The organism is Ruegeria sp. HKCCD6604, from assembly GCF_013110635.1.
Classification (GTDB): Bacteria; Pseudomonadota; Alphaproteobacteria; order Rhodobacterales; family Rhodobacteraceae; genus Ruegeria.
The window spans coordinates 801,927-818,714 of record NZ_WVQW01000001.1 but is presented as its reverse complement, the minus strand read 5'-3'; the positions used below and the strand labels follow the sequence as shown (position 1 = coordinate 818,714).

The 16,788-nt window shown below is 59.1% G+C and carries 14 protein-coding genes; 9 read left to right on the top strand and 5 right to left on the bottom strand.

Annotated elements, in window-relative coordinates; translation table 11 throughout:
- Nucleotide 1 precedes the first annotated feature (1 nt).
- Together GS614_RS04090 and GS614_RS04085 are read right to left on the bottom strand one after the other, a co-directional pair.
- Nucleotides 2-433 (bottom strand): hypothetical protein, encoded by a 432-nt coding sequence (locus tag GS614_RS04090; RefSeq protein ID WP_171725560.1) that lies wholly within the window; start codon nucleotides 431-433, stop codon nucleotides 2-4.
- A 63-nt stretch (nucleotides 434-496) separates the two neighbouring features.
- The gene (locus GS614_RS04085; protein ID WP_253285280.1) at nucleotides 497-1,315 is read right to left on the bottom strand and encodes an FkbM family methyltransferase; all 819 of its coding nucleotides are present in this window, start codon (nucleotides 1,313-1,315) and stop codon (nucleotides 497-499) included.
- A 43-nt stretch (nucleotides 1,316-1,358) separates the two neighbouring features.
- On the opposite strand from GS614_RS04085, the gene GS614_RS04080 reads away from it, so the two are divergent.
- From GS614_RS04080 to GS614_RS04070, 3 genes are all read left to right on the top strand, one after another.
- Entirely contained in the window at nucleotides 1,359-1,958 is a 600-nt protein-coding gene (locus tag GS614_RS04080) for a superoxide dismutase (protein ID WP_171115270.1), read from the top strand.
- A 4-nt stretch (nucleotides 1,959-1,962) separates the two neighbouring features.
- Nucleotides 1,963-2,841 (top strand): metallophosphoesterase, encoded by an 879-nt coding sequence (locus tag GS614_RS04075; protein WP_171115272.1) that lies wholly within the window; start codon nucleotides 1,963-1,965, stop codon nucleotides 2,839-2,841.
- Between the two features lie 218 nt (nucleotides 2,842-3,059).
- On the top strand, nucleotides 3,060-3,521 hold the full coding sequence (locus GS614_RS04070; RefSeq protein ID WP_152458383.1) for a host attachment protein: 462 nt from the start codon (nucleotides 3,060-3,062) through the stop codon (nucleotides 3,519-3,521).
- A gap of 43 nt (nucleotides 3,522-3,564) precedes the next feature.
- Here the strand turns inward: GS614_RS04070 and GS614_RS04065 are convergent, their stop codons facing one another.
- On the bottom strand, nucleotides 3,565-4,116 hold the full coding sequence (locus GS614_RS04065) for a TIGR00730 family Rossman fold protein (protein ID WP_171115275.1): 552 nt from the start codon (nucleotides 4,114-4,116) through the stop codon (nucleotides 3,565-3,567).
- 127 nt (nucleotides 4,117-4,243) lie between these two features.
- Between GS614_RS04065 and GS614_RS04060 the strand changes: the two genes are divergently transcribed.
- The 3 genes from GS614_RS04060 to GS614_RS04050 all read left to right on the top strand — a co-directional run bounded on the left by GS614_RS04060 (nucleotide 4,244) and on the right by GS614_RS04050 (nucleotide 7,955).
- Nucleotides 4,244-5,617, top strand: a complete 1,374-nt coding sequence (locus GS614_RS04060) for a LysM peptidoglycan-binding domain-containing protein (RefSeq protein ID WP_171725559.1) — start codon at nucleotides 4,244-4,246, stop codon at nucleotides 5,615-5,617.
- Nucleotides 5,618-5,693: 76 nt separating this feature from the next.
- Nucleotides 5,694-7,499 (top strand): ABC transporter ATP-binding protein/permease, encoded by a 1,806-nt coding sequence (locus GS614_RS04055; protein ID WP_171725558.1) that lies wholly within the window; start codon nucleotides 5,694-5,696, stop codon nucleotides 7,497-7,499.
- Between the two features lie 57 nt (nucleotides 7,500-7,556).
- Entirely contained in the window at nucleotides 7,557-7,955 is a 399-nt protein-coding gene (locus GS614_RS04050) for a DUF2147 domain-containing protein (protein WP_171327965.1), read from the top strand.
- 44 nt (nucleotides 7,956-7,999) lie between these two features.
- Here GS614_RS04050 and GS614_RS04045 read toward each other — a convergent pair whose 3' ends face one another.
- Both GS614_RS04045 and GS614_RS04040 read right to left on the bottom strand, forming a co-directional pair.
- Nucleotides 8,000-11,788, bottom strand: a complete 3,789-nt coding sequence (locus tag GS614_RS04045) for an efflux RND transporter permease subunit (RefSeq protein ID WP_171327967.1) — start codon at nucleotides 11,786-11,788, stop codon at nucleotides 8,000-8,002.
- The gene (locus tag GS614_RS04040) at nucleotides 11,785-13,011 is read right to left on the bottom strand and encodes an efflux RND transporter periplasmic adaptor subunit (protein ID WP_171167544.1); all 1,227 of its coding nucleotides are present in this window, start codon (nucleotides 13,009-13,011) and stop codon (nucleotides 11,785-11,787) included. Before GS614_RS04040 ends, GS614_RS04045 begins: the two co-directional genes overlap by 4 nt.
- A gap of 225 nt (nucleotides 13,012-13,236) precedes the next feature.
- Here GS614_RS04040 and GS614_RS04035 point away from each other — a divergent pair, with 225 nt between their 5' ends.
- From GS614_RS04035 to der, 3 genes are read left to right on the top strand one after another with little or no spacing between them, the layout of a single operon-like run.
- A complete protein-coding gene (locus GS614_RS04035) occupies nucleotides 13,237-13,908 on the top strand; it encodes a hypothetical protein (protein ID WP_171167546.1) in 672 nt (223 codons plus the stop codon).
- 44 nt (nucleotides 13,909-13,952) lie between these two features.
- Nucleotides 13,953-15,275 carry a PQQ-like beta-propeller repeat protein gene (locus GS614_RS04030; RefSeq protein WP_171167548.1) on the top strand — a complete coding sequence of 441 codons (1,323 nt, stop codon included), beginning with the start codon at nucleotides 13,953-13,955 and terminating at the stop codon, nucleotides 15,273-15,275.
- Between the two features lie 49 nt (nucleotides 15,276-15,324).
- Nucleotides 15,325-16,788 (top strand): ribosome biogenesis GTPase Der, encoded by a 1,464-nt coding sequence (gene der / locus GS614_RS04025; RefSeq protein WP_171167550.1) that lies wholly within the window; start codon nucleotides 15,325-15,327, stop codon nucleotides 16,786-16,788.

Below are 16,788 nucleotides of genomic sequence, written 5' to 3'. Positions count from 1 at the left end.
CTTACTTGACTGTCGAACAGGTCCCGACTCCGAAAGGTTTGTTCGCGAAATTTCCCTGAACGAATGCCATGCGGACGGCGACCGTATTGTCGGTTGTTTTCAGGTTCGCCTGATATCGAACGCGGACATTGCCGCCGGCAACCATTTTTTGATCGAGATTCCAGATAATACGATATCCCTTGGCGCCGCGGTCTTTGAATTTTGCCTTGGCCCAATCCTGATACGACGTTGCGGCCATCGCCGAAGCTGCGGCGGGGTCGATCCGGAACGCATACTCTGGCGCAATCCAGCCATGGGCGTCCTGTTTGGTCATCTTGCAATGATAGGTAACCGTTTCTGCCGCAGCGGTTTGTGCAAGCAATGCGGCGACTGCAATCGGTAAAAGTCTTTTCATTTTATCCACTTGGGTATGATTCTTTGTAAGTGCACTCAAACTGATACACCTCAATGCCGCAAGCGGGACCTCGCGTGAACGAAGAAAAAAACGCCAGACGTTCTACCCATGCAAGAGAACGGTGTGAAAACGGTTCAGGCCGTCTTCGGTCAGCAAGTCCGAAGTCTTTACAGGCTGCGCCTTGTCATCCGACAGCTTTGCGTAATAACCCAGTTCATCCATCAGCGCACTGACACGTTCGTGCCTTTGGTCTTCCGGAAGCAGAGGTGCGTGAAGAGACAGAAGAAGGGCGGGGCGGCGTTCCTTCAGCCACGCGGACAAAGTGGGGGCAACAATGAATTCCGCACCCTCGATGTCCATTTTGACCAGCGAAACCCGTGACAGGTCGTTTGTTTTTTCGAATTGGTCCCAGGCGATCGTCAGCGTGTCAGACCCATGCGCCCCGTCGTGCAGAAGCGAACTGGTGGAATCCCCGGGTTCACCGCGCACAGAGGCCATGCGTGCCACGCCAAATCGATCTGACAGGGCGACCCCGAATGCCGAAACGTTCTGAATGCCGTTCAGATCAAGATTCCATGCCAGATGCCGAAACGCGGTCGGGTCAGGCTCAAAACACCAGACATGCCGTGCCCTTCGCGCACCGTACAGCACCGTCGGGCCAATCCACGCGCCGATGTCCAGATAGTCGCTTTGCGGAGACAGGAACCGGTCAAGAACTGCAAATGTTTCAGGTTCCCAAGCGCCCGCAGCGGCTTTGCGCCAGAATTTCGAATGGTACGGGTCCAGACGAAACGGCTCGCCGTTCAGATTGCCCGCATAATATCCGCGGGCGCGATAGAACATCTTGCGCGCCTGTGTCAGCATCGCCTGCCTCCGGGTTTTCTTGTCACGCCCCTTGACCTGCGGCGGCTGCCAAAGCATTTAACCTTGGGAACCGCAACTTACATTTAAACAGGGGGCCGACATGGCTTTTGAACTTCCTGATCTTCCTTATGCACATGACGCGCTGGCAGCCAAGGGTATGTCCGCGGAAACGTTGGAATATCACCACGACCTGCACCACAAGGCCTATGTCGACAACGGCAACAAGCTGATCGCCGGCACCGAATGGGACGGCAAGTCGCTGGAAGAGATCATCGTTGGTACTTACGACGCAAACGCCGTGGCACAAAACGGTATCTTCAACAACATCAGCCAGTTGTGGAACCACAACCAGTTCTGGGAAATGATGGGGCCGGGCGAGTCCAAGTTGCCGGGCGAGCTGGAAAAGGCGCTGACCGAAAGCTTCGGTTCGGTAGATGAATTCAAGTCGCAATTCAGTGCCGCCGGTGCGGGTCAGTTCGGTTCGGGCTGGGCGTGGCTGGTCAAGAACGCCGATGGCTCGCTGGCCGTCACCAAGACCGAGAATGGCGTGAACCCACTGTGCTTTGGTCAAACCGCGCTGCTGGGTTGCGACGTTTGGGAGCACTCCTACTACATCGATTTCCGCAACAAGCGCCCGGCCTACCTGTCGAACTTCCTCGACAATCTGGTGAACTGGGAAAACGTCGCATCGCGGATGTAACGTATTGAACCGACGTCGGTTTATAAAGGGCCTGCTTGCGGTGACGCTGGCAGGCCTTGTCACGGCCGCCTACGGGTTCATCATTGAACCCGCGGTTCGGTTGCGCGTGCGCAAATGGCGCATTCAGCGGGACGACTGGACAGCGCCGCCGCTCAGAATCGCCGTACTGTCCGATATGCATGTGGGCGAGCCCTATGTCGGCCTGAACCGCGTAAAGCAGGTGGTCCGCAGAACCAATGCGCTGGCTCCGGACGTGATCCTGCTGTTGGGTGATTTCTTTGCAAGCCACAAAGGTGTCTCGGACACGGTCAAGATGCAGGACCTGGCCCCTGTGCTTGCTGGGCTTGAGGCGAAGAATGGTGTCTTTGCCGTTCTGGGCAATCACGACTGGTGGGATGACAGGTCGGCTCAGCGGCGCGGGTCCGGGCCCAATCGCTATGCCGAAATTCTGGAACAGAACGGCATTTCGGTGTTGTCCAATGCCGCGATCAAACTCGAAGCTCAGGGCATCTGGCTGGCCGGGCTCGAGGATCAGCTGGCGATCTGGCGCAACGGCAAGCCGCAAGGATTGGACGATCTGGAAGGTACTCTGGCGCAGATCACCGATGACGCTCCGGTTGTGATGATGGCGCATGAGCCCGATGTGTTTCCCACAGTGCCCGGGCGGGTGGCCTTGACGCTTTCAGGGCACACACATGGTGGCCAGGTGCGCCTGTTCGGCTGGTCGCCTGTGGTGCCATCGAAATTCGGCAATCGCTATGCCTATGGCCATGTACGCGAAAATGGGCGCGATCTGGTCGTTTCGGGCGGTATCGGCTGTTCGATCCTGCCGGTTCGTCTGGGCGTGACGCCCGAAATCACGGTTGTCGAGATGTCCGCCTAAAGGGTTGATGACCAGCCGGTGAAAACCCGCCGATACGCGCCCTTTCCGCATGACGGTATCTTGTTTGCTGTTTTCCAGTACACATCTCTGTAGGGCGGAGGGAGAAACTGCATATCAATTCAAACCATGATCGGGCTGCGCACTGTTCGTGCGTCAACAACCCCGCATGTCCGGCAGGTCGAGGGATACCCAGAACACAACCTAATCAGGAGATCGCAATGGTCGCACTTACACAGGGAACTTGGGTTATTGTTGCAGATGGAGAGAAAGCGCTGGTGATGGAGAATATCACCGACGCCGACGATCCCAACCTTGTCGTCGTCGCTGTCGAAGAACAAGACGGCCCGACCGGAAAACCGACGGACCGCGCAGGTCGTCGCAACGACGGCGGACCAAAACAGAAATCGGCAATTGAAGAACCCACGTGGAAGGCGCACGCAAAATCTCTGTTCGTGCAGGATCTGGCGAACCTGTTGAATCGCAAGGGGCTGAAAGGCGCTTATGACAGGCTGGTTCTGGTGGCCAGCCCTCATGTTCTGGGCCTGTTGCGGCGTCGGTTGCACAGCGAGGTGCTGGGAAAGGTCGTGGCCGAGGTCAACAAGACCCTGACCAATCATCCTTTGCACAAGGTCGAACAGGTGGTGCGCCACAGTCTGCAACCCAAAGCCAGACTGGCCTGATCAATACGGCGGGCGGTTCAACCGCCCGCACGGTTTCCCATCCTCAGGTCAGCGTGTCACGCAGGGCGATCATGGCAGTATCGGCGTCTTCGACCCAGGTGATGAAATCCGCCAAAGACGTGTCGGCAAAGCCTTGCCCGATCACCTGATCCAACAATGTGTGCAACGCGTCCCAATAGCCGTTCACATTGACCACGACGATTGGCTTGTCATGCAGGCCAAGCTGGCGCCATGTCAGCGCTTCGAACAGCTCGTCCAGCGACCCCGGACCGCCTGGCAGAACCACGACGGCGTCGGCGTTCATGATCATGACCTTCTTGCGCTCGTGCATTGTCTCGGTGATCACGAAATGGGTCAGATCCGTTTTTCCGACCTCGCGCTTGACCAGATGCACCGGAATGACGCCGAAAGTTTCACCACCGGCATTCTGCGCGGCGCGGGCCACTTCACCCATCAAACCGACATCTCCGGCTCCGTAGACCAGCCGCCAGCCTTCCTGCGCCAGCAGGCTGCCGAACTGCCGTGCAGTTTCAGAATAAGCCTTCTCGGCTCCATTGCGTGACCCGCAGTACACACAGACTGATTTCTGAGACATCAAAGAGGGGCTCCGGGGTTGTGTCAGGGGTTTTGACCCGTGATAGCGGGATTGATAGATTGGCTCAACTGTCCGTCGGAAAGCTTTTCAACGCAAAGCTTTTGCCCGTCGGAGTGAAAGGAAAATAATGGACGCCAAATCGGGAAACGGAAGCTCGGGCAATTTCATCTGGGGGGTGATTGCGGGTCTTGTTGCGATATTGGGCGCGGGTGGATTGTATCTGTCCGGCGTCTTCACCAAAACGCCCGAGCCGAGCACTCCGCAGGAAACCGCCTCTGCCGTAGCCCCGGAACCTGTAGGGCAGGATGCGCAGGTTTCGAAACCGGAAGTGGCTGAACAGGCGGCTCCTGCGGATGAAGGGCCCTCGACCGAGCCTGCCGAGGACACAAGTGAAACGGCCGACGCCTCTGACGCAGATACTGCCGTTGCCAAGACGGATGATACCGCGCCCCAGCCAGCGGCCCCTCCGGCGCTGGATCAGATATTTGTTGAGCCAGATGGCACGGCGCTGTTGTCCGGCGATGCCGAGCCCGGCAGCCGGATCGAGGTGCTGCTGAACGGCGAACCCCTGCACAGCTTTACCGTGGACGGCAGCGGCCAGTTTGCCGAATTCGTTTCGATCCCGTTCAGCGATGCGGCTCAGGGGTTGGTCCTGCAAAGCAAGGATGGCGAACGGATCACACAGTCCGACGACTATCTAATTGCGGCATTGCCAAAGCCGGTCGAAGAAGCGCCTGTACCTGAAGAATCGCCGGCATCCGATCCGGACACGCCGGCCGATGCCGAAGACGCCACGATCGCGACGGCCGATGCAGATGTCGAGCCCGAAACGACGACCGAAGTTCCAGCGCCAAAAGCTGACGTGACCGGAACCGAAAGCACAGTGCCGGAAGCCGAGGAAACGCAAACCGCCGACTTGCCGACACAGACACCCGAACCGGATCAGCAGATTGCGGTGCTGCGGTCCGGCGAAGAAGGGGTTGAACTGGTGCAGCCGCCTGTGGTGCGGGATACGCCCCCCGATCAGATCGCACTGGATACCATCGGATATTCTGATACCGGCAATGTTCAGTTTACAGGACGTGTGCAGGACGGTGCAGCCGTTCGACTGTACCTGAACAATCGTCTGGTTGCCGATCTCGACCCGAAAGAGGATGGATCCTGGCGCAGCGATCTGGAGGGGATTGATCCGGGTGTCTACACGCTGCGCGTGGACGCGGTGAATACGGACGGGACGGTGCTGAGCCGGGTCGAAACGCCGTTCAAGCGAGAGCCGGTTGAAGTGCTGGATGCCGCCGTGGCGGCCAGCCAAGCCAACGCGCAGGGCGAAGCAGCTGCAATCCGTTCGGTTACGGTTCAACGGGGCGACACGCTGTGGGCCATCTCGCGCGATCGGTTTGGCGATGGGGTCCTGTATGTACGGCTGTTCGAGGCCAATCGCGACCTGATCCGCGATCCGGATCTGATCTATCCGGGGCAGGTCTTCACCATACCTGAATAAGCATCGCCTTTGGCCCAAGCGGGCCGGGGTCAATCTCTGACCGCAGTTAAGGTACGTGATGAGACGAACACCTACTATGACCCCGGACGATACGGCGCCGCGCGACGAACGAAGCTCGGGCTGGCGCACGATCCGCAAAGTGGCACCCTATCTTTGGCCACAGGATGAGCCATGGGTAAAGCGCCGCGTGGTGATTGCCATGGTCATGCTGGTTCTGGCCAAGCTGATCGCGGTCTATACGCCGATCCTTTACAAAGGTGCCGTTGACGCCCTGGCAGGTGAAGGCGTGCCGCCGGTGGCGCTGGGCGCGGTCGGGCTGACGGTTGCCTATGGCGTGGCGCGGATGCTGACCGTGGGTTTCCAACAACTGCGGGATGCGGCCTTTGCGCCCGTAGGGCAAAGGGCCCTGCGGGCGTTGGCGCTTGAGACCTTTCGGCATATTCACAACCTCTCGATGCGTTACCACGTGTCCCGCCGTACCGGAGGGCTGAGCCGCATCATCGAGCGGGGTGTCAAGGGCGTCGAGTTCCTGTTGCGCTTTCTGCTGTTCTCGATCGGGCCGCTGATCCTGGAACTGCTGCTGGTGGCGATCATCCTGATGTGGCTGTTCGATGTCTGGTATCTGGTGGTCGTCGCCGTCACAATCGGCCTGTATATCTGGTTTACATTTGCCGTGACCGAATGGCGGGTGAAGCTTCGGCGCGAGATGAACGATCAGGACACCGAAGCCAATCAGCGCGCCATCGACAGCCTGCTGAATTTCGAAACCGTCAAGTATTTCAATGCCGAAGCCCGCGAAGTTGAACGATATGATGTGTCGATGAAAGCCTATGCCGGGGCGGCGTTGAAAACGGCTTATTCGCTGGCATTTCTGAATTTTGGCCAGTCATTCCTGATCACCTGTGGTTTGATCGGTGTGATGGTTTTGGCTGCAATCGGGGTTCAGAGCGGGAACCTGACAGTGGGCGACTTTGTCATGGTCAACGCCTACATGATCCAGATCACTGTACCCCTGAATTTTCTGGGGACGGTCTATCGGGAAATCCGGCAATCGTTGGTCGATATGGGCCAGATGTTCGATCTGCTTGAACAGCCCGCCGAGGTCACCGACAAACCCTGTGCGCCCAACCTCAAGGTGAATGGCGGCGAAGTCACGCTGGACGACGTGCATTTCGGCTATGACCCTGAAAGAGAGATCCTCAAAGGTGTTTCGTTGACCGTTCCTGCCGGGCAGACCGTGGCCATCGTCGGGGCAACCGGTTCTGGCAAATCAACCATCGGGCGGCTGCTGTTCCGGTTCTACGATGTGACCAAAGGAGCCTTGAAGATCGACGGGCAGGATGTGCGGGATGTGACGCAGTCCAGCCTGCACGCGGCCATCGGCGTTGTGCCGCAGGACACAGTACTGTTCAACGACAGCATCCGGTACAACATTGCCTATGGCCGTGACGACGCCACCCCGGAGGAGGTCGAGGCCGCCGCCCGAGCTGCGCAAATTCACGATTTCATAACCTCGCTGCCCGAAGGCTACGACACTATGGTCGGTGAACGGGGGCTCAAACTGTCAGGTGGTGAAAAACAAAGAGTCGGCATCGCGCGGACTTTGCTCAAGAACCCGCCGATCCTGTTGCTGGACGAGGCGACCTCGGCCCTGGACACGGATACCGAGCAGGACATCAAGGATGCGCTGGCGCGCGCGGGAGAGGGTCGTACGGTTATCACCATTGCCCATCGCCTCAGCACCATTGCCGAAGCGGACCGGATCGTGGTTCTGGAAGCGGGCGAGGTCATCGAACAGGGCACGCATGACGAGTTGCTGGCGCGGTCGGGGCGGTATGCCCAATTGTGGAACCGGCAGCAATCGGACGGGGAGGCGGCCTGAAGATCCAAACTTGGAGCGAAACAGGGTAAAATACACTAAACCAGGAGGGTGCCTGTCATGATGAAGCGGCTGAAATCACGACTATCGTCTATTGTGATCGCGATTTGTTTGCCCGTTATTGTGGTGGCAGATCCCATCGTGGGTGTCTGGAAGACTGAACCTGACCGCAAGAACCTGATTTCGCACATCAAAATCACGGCGTGTGGGGACAAGTTCTGCGGTCGGATCCTTTCGGCCTATGACGCTTCAGGCAAAGAAGTCCAAACCCCGAATATCGGCAAGAAACTGTTCTGGGACGTGGCCGGTGAAGGCGGTGGAAAATACGGCGGCGGCGAATTCTGGGTCCCGTTGATCAACGTGGATGCGGTGCCACAGATGACGTTGCAGGGGGACAAGCTGCTGGTTAAAGGATGTGAACACGCGATTTGCGCGCATCAGACGTGGTCCCGGTTGTGATGATGGCCAAATGAAAAAGGACCGGGAATACCGGTCCTCTTCCTTTATTCAGCAGCTTTCAGCGGCGGGCCAGAGGGGCGACCAGACTGATCTGATCGACTGTCCTGTTCTGATCCTTCAAAACGCGAGTCGTCCTCCCACACAATTTCAGTGGCCTGCATCTGCCGGGCAGAGCGCCCTATCGCCATGTCCTGCGCGATCTGGCTGGACCGGCCTGCCGTTACACGGGCCAGAACTCGGCTGAGCCAAATCGCATAGGTTGTCACCCAGACCCGCAAGGCCAGAAGCGATGGCGTCACGATCAGCGTCAGGACAGTTGCAATGCCCAGGCCAAAGACCACCGCCGTGGCCAGCTGTTTCCACCACAGTGCGGTGGGGCTGTCGATGGAATAGCCGCCATTGATGAAGTCCAGCGATAGGCCGAACATCATCGGCGTCAGACCGGCCATCGTTGTCAGCGTGGTCAGCAGCACAGGGCGGATACGGGACTCCGCAGTGCGGATGATCGCCTCGATCCTCGGCATATAGCTGCTGTATTCCTGATAGGTGTCGATCAGAACGATATTGTTGTTCACCACGATACCGGCCAGGGCCACGATGCCGGTCCCGGTCATGATGATCGAGAAGGGCTGTTCCATCACGATCATGCCGATCAGAACCCCGGTGGTGGACAGAACCACTGCCAGCAGCACGAGCACCGAATTGTAGAACGAGTTGAACTGCGCCAGCAGGATCACGAACATCAGCCCCAGGGCGCCCATGAACGCGTTCACCAGGAAGGCGCCGGATTCTTCCTGTTCTTCCTGATCACCGGTCCATTCCCAGCTGATCGCGTTGGCAAACGGGTCGGTTTCCAGCCACTCCGTCAGCACCGCAATACGCTCGTTCGGGTTGATCAGCGCAAACTGAGCGTCCCCGTCTTCGATTGCGCTGCGCAGCTGGTCGACACTTTCTGCGCCGGTCAGTTGCACCAGTTCATATGACTTTCCACCCGTACCATTCAGAACGGTGCCGGTCGGTGTGTAGCCTTCCGTCACTTCACGCATGACGGCCAGCCGCACCTGTTTTCCATCGGGGCCTTCGGTCACGACCTTGCTCAGCCCCGGTTCGACATCCGCTTTGACGTCGTAGTATCGCTGCTGGTCGACGCGGTTGATTTCGGCCAGCTTGGCCACGGGTTTGCGCGTTACGAAGTTCGACAACGGCACCAAACCGTCCGGGGTACGAACCTTGAGTGTATCCAGTGTCGACAAAACGCGGTCTTCTTCGGGCAGGCGAACGCGAATCTCGATCTCTTCATCATTGCTGTCCGGGCGCATCTCGCCCAGCAATATGCCGCGCGTGACCAACTGGACCATGGCGCCGACGGTTGCCACGTCGGCTCCGAACCGACCGGCCTTGGCGACATCCACGTCAATCTGCCAGTCGATGCCGGGCAGGGGCAGGGTGTCTTCGGTCTTGATCAGGCCCGGCGTGGTGTCGAAAACCTCGCGGGCGGTGATCGCTGCCGAGGTCAGGTCTTCCCACCCGTCACCCTTGATGCGCAGATGCACAGGCTTGGCTGAAGCAGGGCCTTGCTCCAAGGGCAGAATCTCGACGATGATACCGGGGATCGTTGCAAGTTGGGCATTCAGTTCATCAATCACGAAGTCGCCGTCATATTCGGGCGCCACGAAGTGCCGCTCGAACAGGCCCCACAGAGCGGATTCCGAGATGTTGGGACGATCTTCCCACGGGATGATTTCGAACTGAACCCGGCCCACTGTATCGGCGGGCGCCTGAGCGCCACCGTTATTCTGGTTCAGGCCACCTTCGCCGGCAAAGGCAAAGACATTGATGACCGCGGGATGAGATCCGATGATCTCTTCGGCGGCAAGAACCATCGCGTCTTTTTCAGCCAGGGAAAGGTTTCCGCGAGCACGCACATATGCGGTGGCCTGTTCAGGTTCGCTTTCCACGAAGAATTCAACGCCACGGGATTCCTGGGGGAACCAGACGAATGTCACGAAATACACCGCAGAGAAAACGACCAACAGAGAGACAATAGGCATGATCGGGTTGCCGACCAGGAACCGGATCACATGGCCAAACGGAGTGTGTTCGTCCGCTGTATGAACGTGGTCCTCTTCGGCGCGTTCAATTTTGGCCGCGCTCAGGGTTACGGACCCGGCAAACGCCCCGAACAGGAACAGCAGGGCGCCGGCGATCGAGCCCCCGGGCAGCAGGTAGTTGGGGTTCAGAACCTGCATCGCGCCCAGAAAGATCATGTACAGCGACGGCGGCACCATCAACACCCGTACCCACCATGGCGTGCGGGCCCGCAACCAGGTCGAGGACCGGTCGAAGATGCGGCTTAGCCGACCGGAAACACCGCCCATGACAGGCAGATAGATCAGCGCCACGATCAGTGAAGCCGACAGAACGAAGATCAGCGTGACCGGCAGCATTCCCATGAACTCACCAGGAATACCGGGCCAGAACAACATGGGCAGGAACGCACAGAGCGTCGTCGCGGTCGAGGACACGATGGGCCAGAACATGCGCTGGGCGGCCTCGACATAAGCATGCATCGGGCCGACGCCTTCCTTGATACGTTTGTCGGCGTATTCCACAACCACGATGGCGCCATCCACCAGCATCCCCACAGCGAGGATGAGGCCGAACATCACGATGTTGGAAATGCTGATGCCCATGACGGCAAGAAACGCAAAACACAGCAGGAACGAGGTCGGGATCGCAAATCCGACCAGCAGGGCGGCCCGCGTGCCCAGCGAGGCAAGAACCACGATCATCACCAGCGCGATTGCAGTCAGAACCGAGCCTTCAAGCTGGCTGACCATCGAGCCGACGATGCGGCTCTGGTCGTTCGATGTACCCAGGTCAACCGCCGCCTGAAGCTCGGGCGGCCATTTGGTCTTTGCATGGGCGATGGTCTCCTTCACCTGAGCGACAGTGTCGATCAGGTTATATCCCTTGCGTTTGACCACCTGCAGCGCAACGGTCGATTCACCGTTGAAACGGGCCGTGCCTTCACGGTCTTCAAAAGTGTAATTGATCTGCGCCAGTTCCCCCAAGGTTACGACCCGATCCCCGTTGACCTTGATGGGCAGGCCGTAAACATCCTGTGCGGTTTTAAACGACGACGGTATCTTGACCGAGAAGGTGCCTTGCGCGGTTTCAACTTCACCGGCCGCAATCAACTGGTTGTTGTTTCGCACCACGTTGATCAGCTCGTCCGCCGTCACGTTGTACGCCTCGAGCCGAAGCGGGTCGATCACGACCTCGAGCATCTCGTCGCGATTGCCTGCGATGCCGGCTTCGAGAACGGAATCCAGAGCCTCAAGATCGTCCTGCAGATCCTTGGCGACACGGGCCATCGTACGTTCGGGAACGGAACCGGTCAGGTTCACGATGACGATTGGGAATTCGGAAAAGTTGATCTCGGTCAGGGAATACTGTTCTGCGCCTTCGGGGAAGTCCGCCTGAGCTGTGTTCATCGCGTCACGCACATCCGCCATGATCGCGGTTTTATCCCAACCGAAGTCAAATTCGAGCGCGACCCCTGCATAGTTTTCGGCAGCGGTCGAGGTCATTTCCTTGAGCCCGTCGAGATCCGCCAGTTCGGTCTCCATCGGCTTGATCAGCAGGTTTTCAGAATCCTCCGCGGAAATCCCGGGAAACTGCACTGATACAAACAGGGCGGGGATTTCGATATCTGGCTCGCCTTCTTTTGGAAGCGAGACATAGGCAAACCCGCCTATAACGAGCGAGATGGCGATAAATGCCAATACCATTCGGGCCCGATCAGCAGCCCATGCGACAACGCCGGTCATTGGGATGCTTCCCGATAGGTCGGCGCAACAGTTACACCGCGTGTCACGAATTCCTGACCGACAACAATAATATCCGTCGTTTCGGGAAGGCCGTCGATCCACACGCCCTCTGTCGTGTCACGCAGAATGCGGACGGGCATGAAATCGACGACATTGCCGGTACCGACCGTACGGACACCCAATTGACCTTCGTTGCTCAGGGTCAGTGCGGATTGAGGCAGCAGGTGCGCCTTGGTGCCCTCTGCCGCGATGCGAATGGTCGCGGTCTGACCGTCGCGAATGGTCAGATCCGGGTTCGGAACCGTGATTTCAACTTCGAAGGTGCGTGTTGTCTCATCCGCCGAGCGGCTAAGAAAGGTGACACGGCCGCCAAGCTGCCGACCGGTGACCAGTGTTGCCGACGCCTCGGACCCCACCTGAACACGGTTGACCTCGGTTTCCGGAACATACCCGACCAGTTTGATCGGATCGAGCTGAATTACAGTCGCGCACAGGGACCCGGGCTGCATCAGGCTGCCCAATTCGGCGGTGTCGCTTTCCAGCAGACCCTTGAATGGGGCTTTGATGGTCAGGCGGCCAACCTCTCGCTGCGCGGCTTCGACAGCCGCTGCGGCGGCTTCGATTCCGGCCCGGGTCGCCTCCAGCTCGGCTTCGGCGGATTTTACACCTGCTTTGGCGGCGCTCATCGCAGCCTCGCTGGAAATCCGGCGGGTTTCCGAAGCAAACCCGGTTTCCGCCAGTTTGCGCGAAGCCGTCAGATTGATTTCGGCCTCGGCCACACGGGCATGCGCCTCTTGCAAGCGGGCTTCAGCCTCGGGAATGCGGCTTTCGGCTTCGAGTTTTCCGGCCAGCGCCTCGGCCAGTTGCGCTGGGCGCGTGCCGGGGTCGAGTTCACACAGAACATCCCCGGCCTCGACAAAGGCACCTTTGCGCTTGGGTTCCGAGATGACCGTGGACGTGGTTTCAGACAGAACCTCGACCTGCCGGTTCGCCTTGGTTTGTCCTCGCAGCAGAACCGCACTGTCAATTTCGCGCGCCTGCGAACGCAGGGCGACCACGCCAACGGCATCAATATCGGTTTCGTCGGATTCGGCGGCTTCGGTCTGCGCCGCTTCTTCCGCTTCGCCACGCCCGGCGAAAGCAAACAAAGAGTCGCGCTCAAAAACAAGAAAATACAACGCAATAATAACCAGAAGGGCGTTGATGAAAGAAATCAAACGCATTCAGTGTTTCTCCTAGAATTCGGTGCCAACGAAAGCGGGCCGTCTTGGTATGAAATGGGGCGTCGGCTGTGTAATTTCTACACTAAACTGAATAGTTCGGTTTAGTTTTTTTCGCAAGAGAGAAGCCAAGCGGTGAAAATGCGCAAAATCGAACCCTTGGCTTGGCGTTGGTGGCGGGGTATGACATGGCGCACTTATGCAAGACACACAGCCCAGGGGGCAGGAATGAGCGACACCGACAGTTTCATTGATGAGGTCACGGAAGAGGTACGCCGTGACCGGATGTATCTGCTGCTGCGCCGTTGGGGCTGGGTTGGTGTGGCGGCGGTCGCGCTGATTGTTGGCGGGGCGGCATTCAATGAATACCGCAAATCCCGCGATACGGCCCAGGCGCAGGATCTGGGTGACTCGATTCTTGCGGCCCTGTCGGAAAACGATTCTGATGCACGGGCAGCCGGTTTGCGGGAAATCGAGGCGCAGTCGCCGGGCGGGAATGCTGTTCTGAACATGCTGCTGTCTGCGTCTCAGCTTGAAGCGGGATCGCGCGAAGAGGCGGTCAACAGTCTGAACGCGGTTGCCGTGCAGGGGGATTTGCCCGAGATCTATCGTGCGATCGCAAGCTTCAAGGCGCTTTTGTTGCAAAACGACACCTTGCCCGCCGCCGACCGTCGACAGCAGTTCGAAGCGCTGGCAGCGCCGGGTGCGCCCCTTCGACTGCTGGCCGAAGAGCAACTGGCCCTGATCGACGTGTCCGAGGGCAATGTCGATGCGGCACTGGACCGCTTGCAGGCGCTGCGTCAGGACGCCGAGGTCGGTATTGATCTGCAACAGCGTGCGGCCCAGCTGATAGTTGCGTTGGGCGGCGAACCCGAGCCATTGGTGGCGCAACAGGGCTGACCAGGCGGGACAAAAGACTTAATGACAGGCGAGTTCGGAACACCATGGTAACAAGACTAATTTCCCGCGCGGGATTGCCGGTTGCGGCACTGGCTTTGACCGCATTGACCGCCTGTGAACCTCCCGAAGCGATTTTGCCCGGAGAACGTGAAGACATCCGTCCGGCGTCTGATCTGGAAACAGTGGAAAAAAGCGGCTCTCAGCCCATCAGCCTGCCAGCTCAAAAAGCGAATGCCAGCTGGCCGCAAAGCCCTGGTACGGCTGCTTACCGAACCTCGAACGCAGCACTGCGTGGCACGCCACAGCGGGTCTGGTCTGTGTCGATCGGGCAGGGCGACTCGCGCAAGCAACGTATCACCGCCGAACCGGTGGTTGCGGGCGGGTTGATCTATACACTGGATGCGGGGGCGACGGTGTCAGCGGTCACGCCGCAGGGCCAGTTGGCCTGGGATACCGATCTGGTTCCGCCAAGCGACGGTGATGCAGACGCCACCGGTGGCGGCATGGCGTATTCGAACGGCGTTCTCTATGTGTCCTCCGGGTTCGGGCGATTGACCGCATTGGATGCAAAAACGGGCGCCGTGCGGTGGCAGAAGCGATTGGACGCAACCGGAAGCGGCTCTCCGATGGTCAATGACGGGTTGTTGTACCTGGTTGCGGGGGACGAGACCGGGTGGACCATCAACACCAAGGATGGGCGTATCGCCTGGCAAATCGAAGGCACGCCCAGCGTCGGCAACGTTCTGGGCGCACCGGCACCGGTGATTGCCTCGGACCTGGCTGTGTTTGCATTCGGGTCCGGCGATGTTGCGGCCACCTTCCGCCGTGGGGGCATCCGTCGCTGGAATGCGTCCGTCGCAGGCGGGCGGCGGGGACGGGCCGCTGCGCAGATCGTTGACGTGACCGGCAGTCCGATGGTTGTCGGAAACACAATCTATATCGGCAACCATTCTGGCCGGACCGTTGCCTTTGACGCTGCCACCGGTGAACGCCGCTGGACCGCCGATGAAGGAGCGGTTGATACTGTCTGGCCCGCAGGCAACAGCATCTTCCTGATCAGTGACCGCAGTCAGCTGGTGCGCTTGAATGCGGCCGATGGCTCGGTCATCTGGGCGCAGGATCTGCCAAGCTTTGTCAAGGACAAGCGAGGCCGCCGTGGACCGATCTTTGCACATTACGGTCCGATCCTGGCCGGAGGCCGTATTGTGATTGCATCCAATGATGGTTATCTGCGCTTCTTCAATCCGGTTAACGGGGCACTGGTTCACCAGGTCGAAGTTCCCGGAGGTGCAACTACGGCTCCGGTTGTCGCCGGGCAAACGCTGTATGTCGTTTCCTCCAAGGGGGATCTACACGCTTTCCGTTGACGGCAAGATGCGCTAAAGGGCGCTTCTTGAGTCTTGAAAGTTGAGTATCATGTCGCTGACCCTCGCCATCGTGGGGCGCCCGAATGTGGGCAAATCCACCCTGTTCAACCGCCTTGTGGGCAAACGTCTGGCCCTTGTCGACGACCAGCCCGGCGTGACGCGTGACCTGCGCGAAGGCGAAGGGCGTCTGGGCGATCTGCGCTTTACAGTGATTGATACGGCGGGTCTTGAGGACGCGACGGATGACAGCCTTCAGGGGCGGATGCGCCGTCTGACGGAACGTGCCGTGGACATGGCTGATGTTTGCCTGTTCATGATCGACGCGCGCGTGGGTGTGACACCTACGGATGAAATGTTCGCAGAGATCCTGCGCAAACGGTCCAAGCACGTGATTCTTGCGGCCAACAAGGCCGAAGGCAATGCTGCGGATGCGGGTGTTCTGGAAGCTTACAACCTTGGTCTGGGTGAACCGGTCCGCTTGTCGGGCGAACACGGTGAAGGGATGACGGACCTCTATGCGCAGCTGATGCCTCTGGCGGATGCGGCAGAGGAAAAACAGGTCGAGGAAGCCCCGCAAACCGACATTGAACTGGACGAAGACGGTGAGGGTGAGACGCCGCTGATCACTGCAGCCAAACCCTTGCAGGTTGCGGTGGTGGGGCGTCCGAACGCTGGCAAATCCACCTTGATCAACAAGATCATCGGCGAAGACCGTCTGTTGACCGGGCCAGAAGCCGGGATCACGCGTGACGCAATCAGTTTGCGAATCGACTGGGCTGACCCGGACGGTCAAAGCACGCCGATGCGGATCTTTGACACCGCAGGGATGCGCAAGAAAGCAAAAGTACAGGAAAAGCTGGAAAAGCTTTCCGTGTCCGACGGCCTGCGCGCGGTAAAATTTGCCGAGGTCGTCGTTGTGTTGCTGGACGCCGCGATCCCGTTTGAACAGCAGGATCTGCGAATTGCCGATTTGGCCGAGCGCGAAGGCCGGGCCGTTGTCGTCGCCGTCAACAAGTGGGACATCGAAGACAACAAGCAGGAAAAGCTGCGCGAGTTGAAGGAGTCGTTTGACCGTCTGCTGCCGCAACTTCGCGGCGCGCCGCTGATCACGGTTTCCGCCAAGACGGGCCGGGGGTTGGAGCGTTTGCGCGCCGCGATCCTGCGCGCCCATGACGTCTGGAATCGTCGGGTGCCGACTGCCGCCTTGAATCGCTGGCTGACCGCGATGCTGGAACAACACCCGCCGCCAGCCCCACAGGGACGCCGGATCAAACTGCGCTACATGACGCAGGCCAAAACCCGACCTCCGGGGTTTGTGGTGATGTGTTCGCATCCGGACAAAATGCCTGAAAGCTATACCCGTTATTTGGTGAACGGTTTACGGCAGGATTTCGACATGCCCGGAACACCGATCCGCCTGACGCTGCGCGGGCAGGGGGACAAGAACCCCTACAAGGGTCGGCGCAAGAAAAACGCGGGCGCATTGGCCAAGCATCTGAAGGGGCGCGGATAA

Excerpts from the sequence above, each read along its gene's own strand:
- GS614_RS04050 (WP_171327965.1), top strand. The coding sequence starts at position 7,557 with ATGATGAAGCGGCTGAAATCACGACTATCGTCTATTGTGATCGCGATT.
- GS614_RS04080 (WP_171115270.1), top strand. The coding sequence starts at position 1,359 with ATGGCTTTTGAACTTCCTGATCTTCCTTATGCACATGACGCGCTGGCA.
- GS614_RS04055 (WP_171725558.1), top strand. The coding sequence starts at position 5,694 with ATGACCCCGGACGATACGGCGCCGCGCGACGAACGAAGCTCGGGCTGG.
- GS614_RS04045 (WP_171327967.1), bottom strand. The coding sequence starts at position 11,788 with ATGACCGGCGTTGTCGCATGGGCTGCTGATCGGGCCCGAATGGTATTG.
- GS614_RS04040 (WP_171167544.1), bottom strand. The coding sequence starts at position 13,011 with ATGCGTTTGATTTCTTTCATCAACGCCCTTCTGGTTATTATTGCGTTG.
- GS614_RS04035 (WP_171167546.1), top strand. The coding sequence starts at position 13,237 with ATGAGCGACACCGACAGTTTCATTGATGAGGTCACGGAAGAGGTACGC.
- GS614_RS04065 (WP_171115275.1), bottom strand. The coding sequence starts at position 4,116 with ATGTCTCAGAAATCAGTCTGTGTGTACTGCGGGTCACGCAATGGAGCC.
- GS614_RS04060 (WP_171725559.1), top strand. The coding sequence starts at position 4,244 with ATGGACGCCAAATCGGGAAACGGAAGCTCGGGCAATTTCATCTGGGGG.
- GS614_RS04085 (WP_253285280.1), bottom strand. The coding sequence starts at position 1,315 with ATGCTTTGGCAGCCGCCGCAGGTCAAGGGGCGTGACAAGAAAACCCGG.
- GS614_RS04030 (WP_171167548.1), top strand. The coding sequence starts at position 13,953 with ATGGTAACAAGACTAATTTCCCGCGCGGGATTGCCGGTTGCGGCACTG.
- der (WP_171167550.1), top strand. The coding sequence starts at position 15,325 with ATGTCGCTGACCCTCGCCATCGTGGGGCGCCCGAATGTGGGCAAATCC.
- GS614_RS04070 (WP_152458383.1), top strand. The coding sequence starts at position 3,060 with ATGGTCGCACTTACACAGGGAACTTGGGTTATTGTTGCAGATGGAGAG.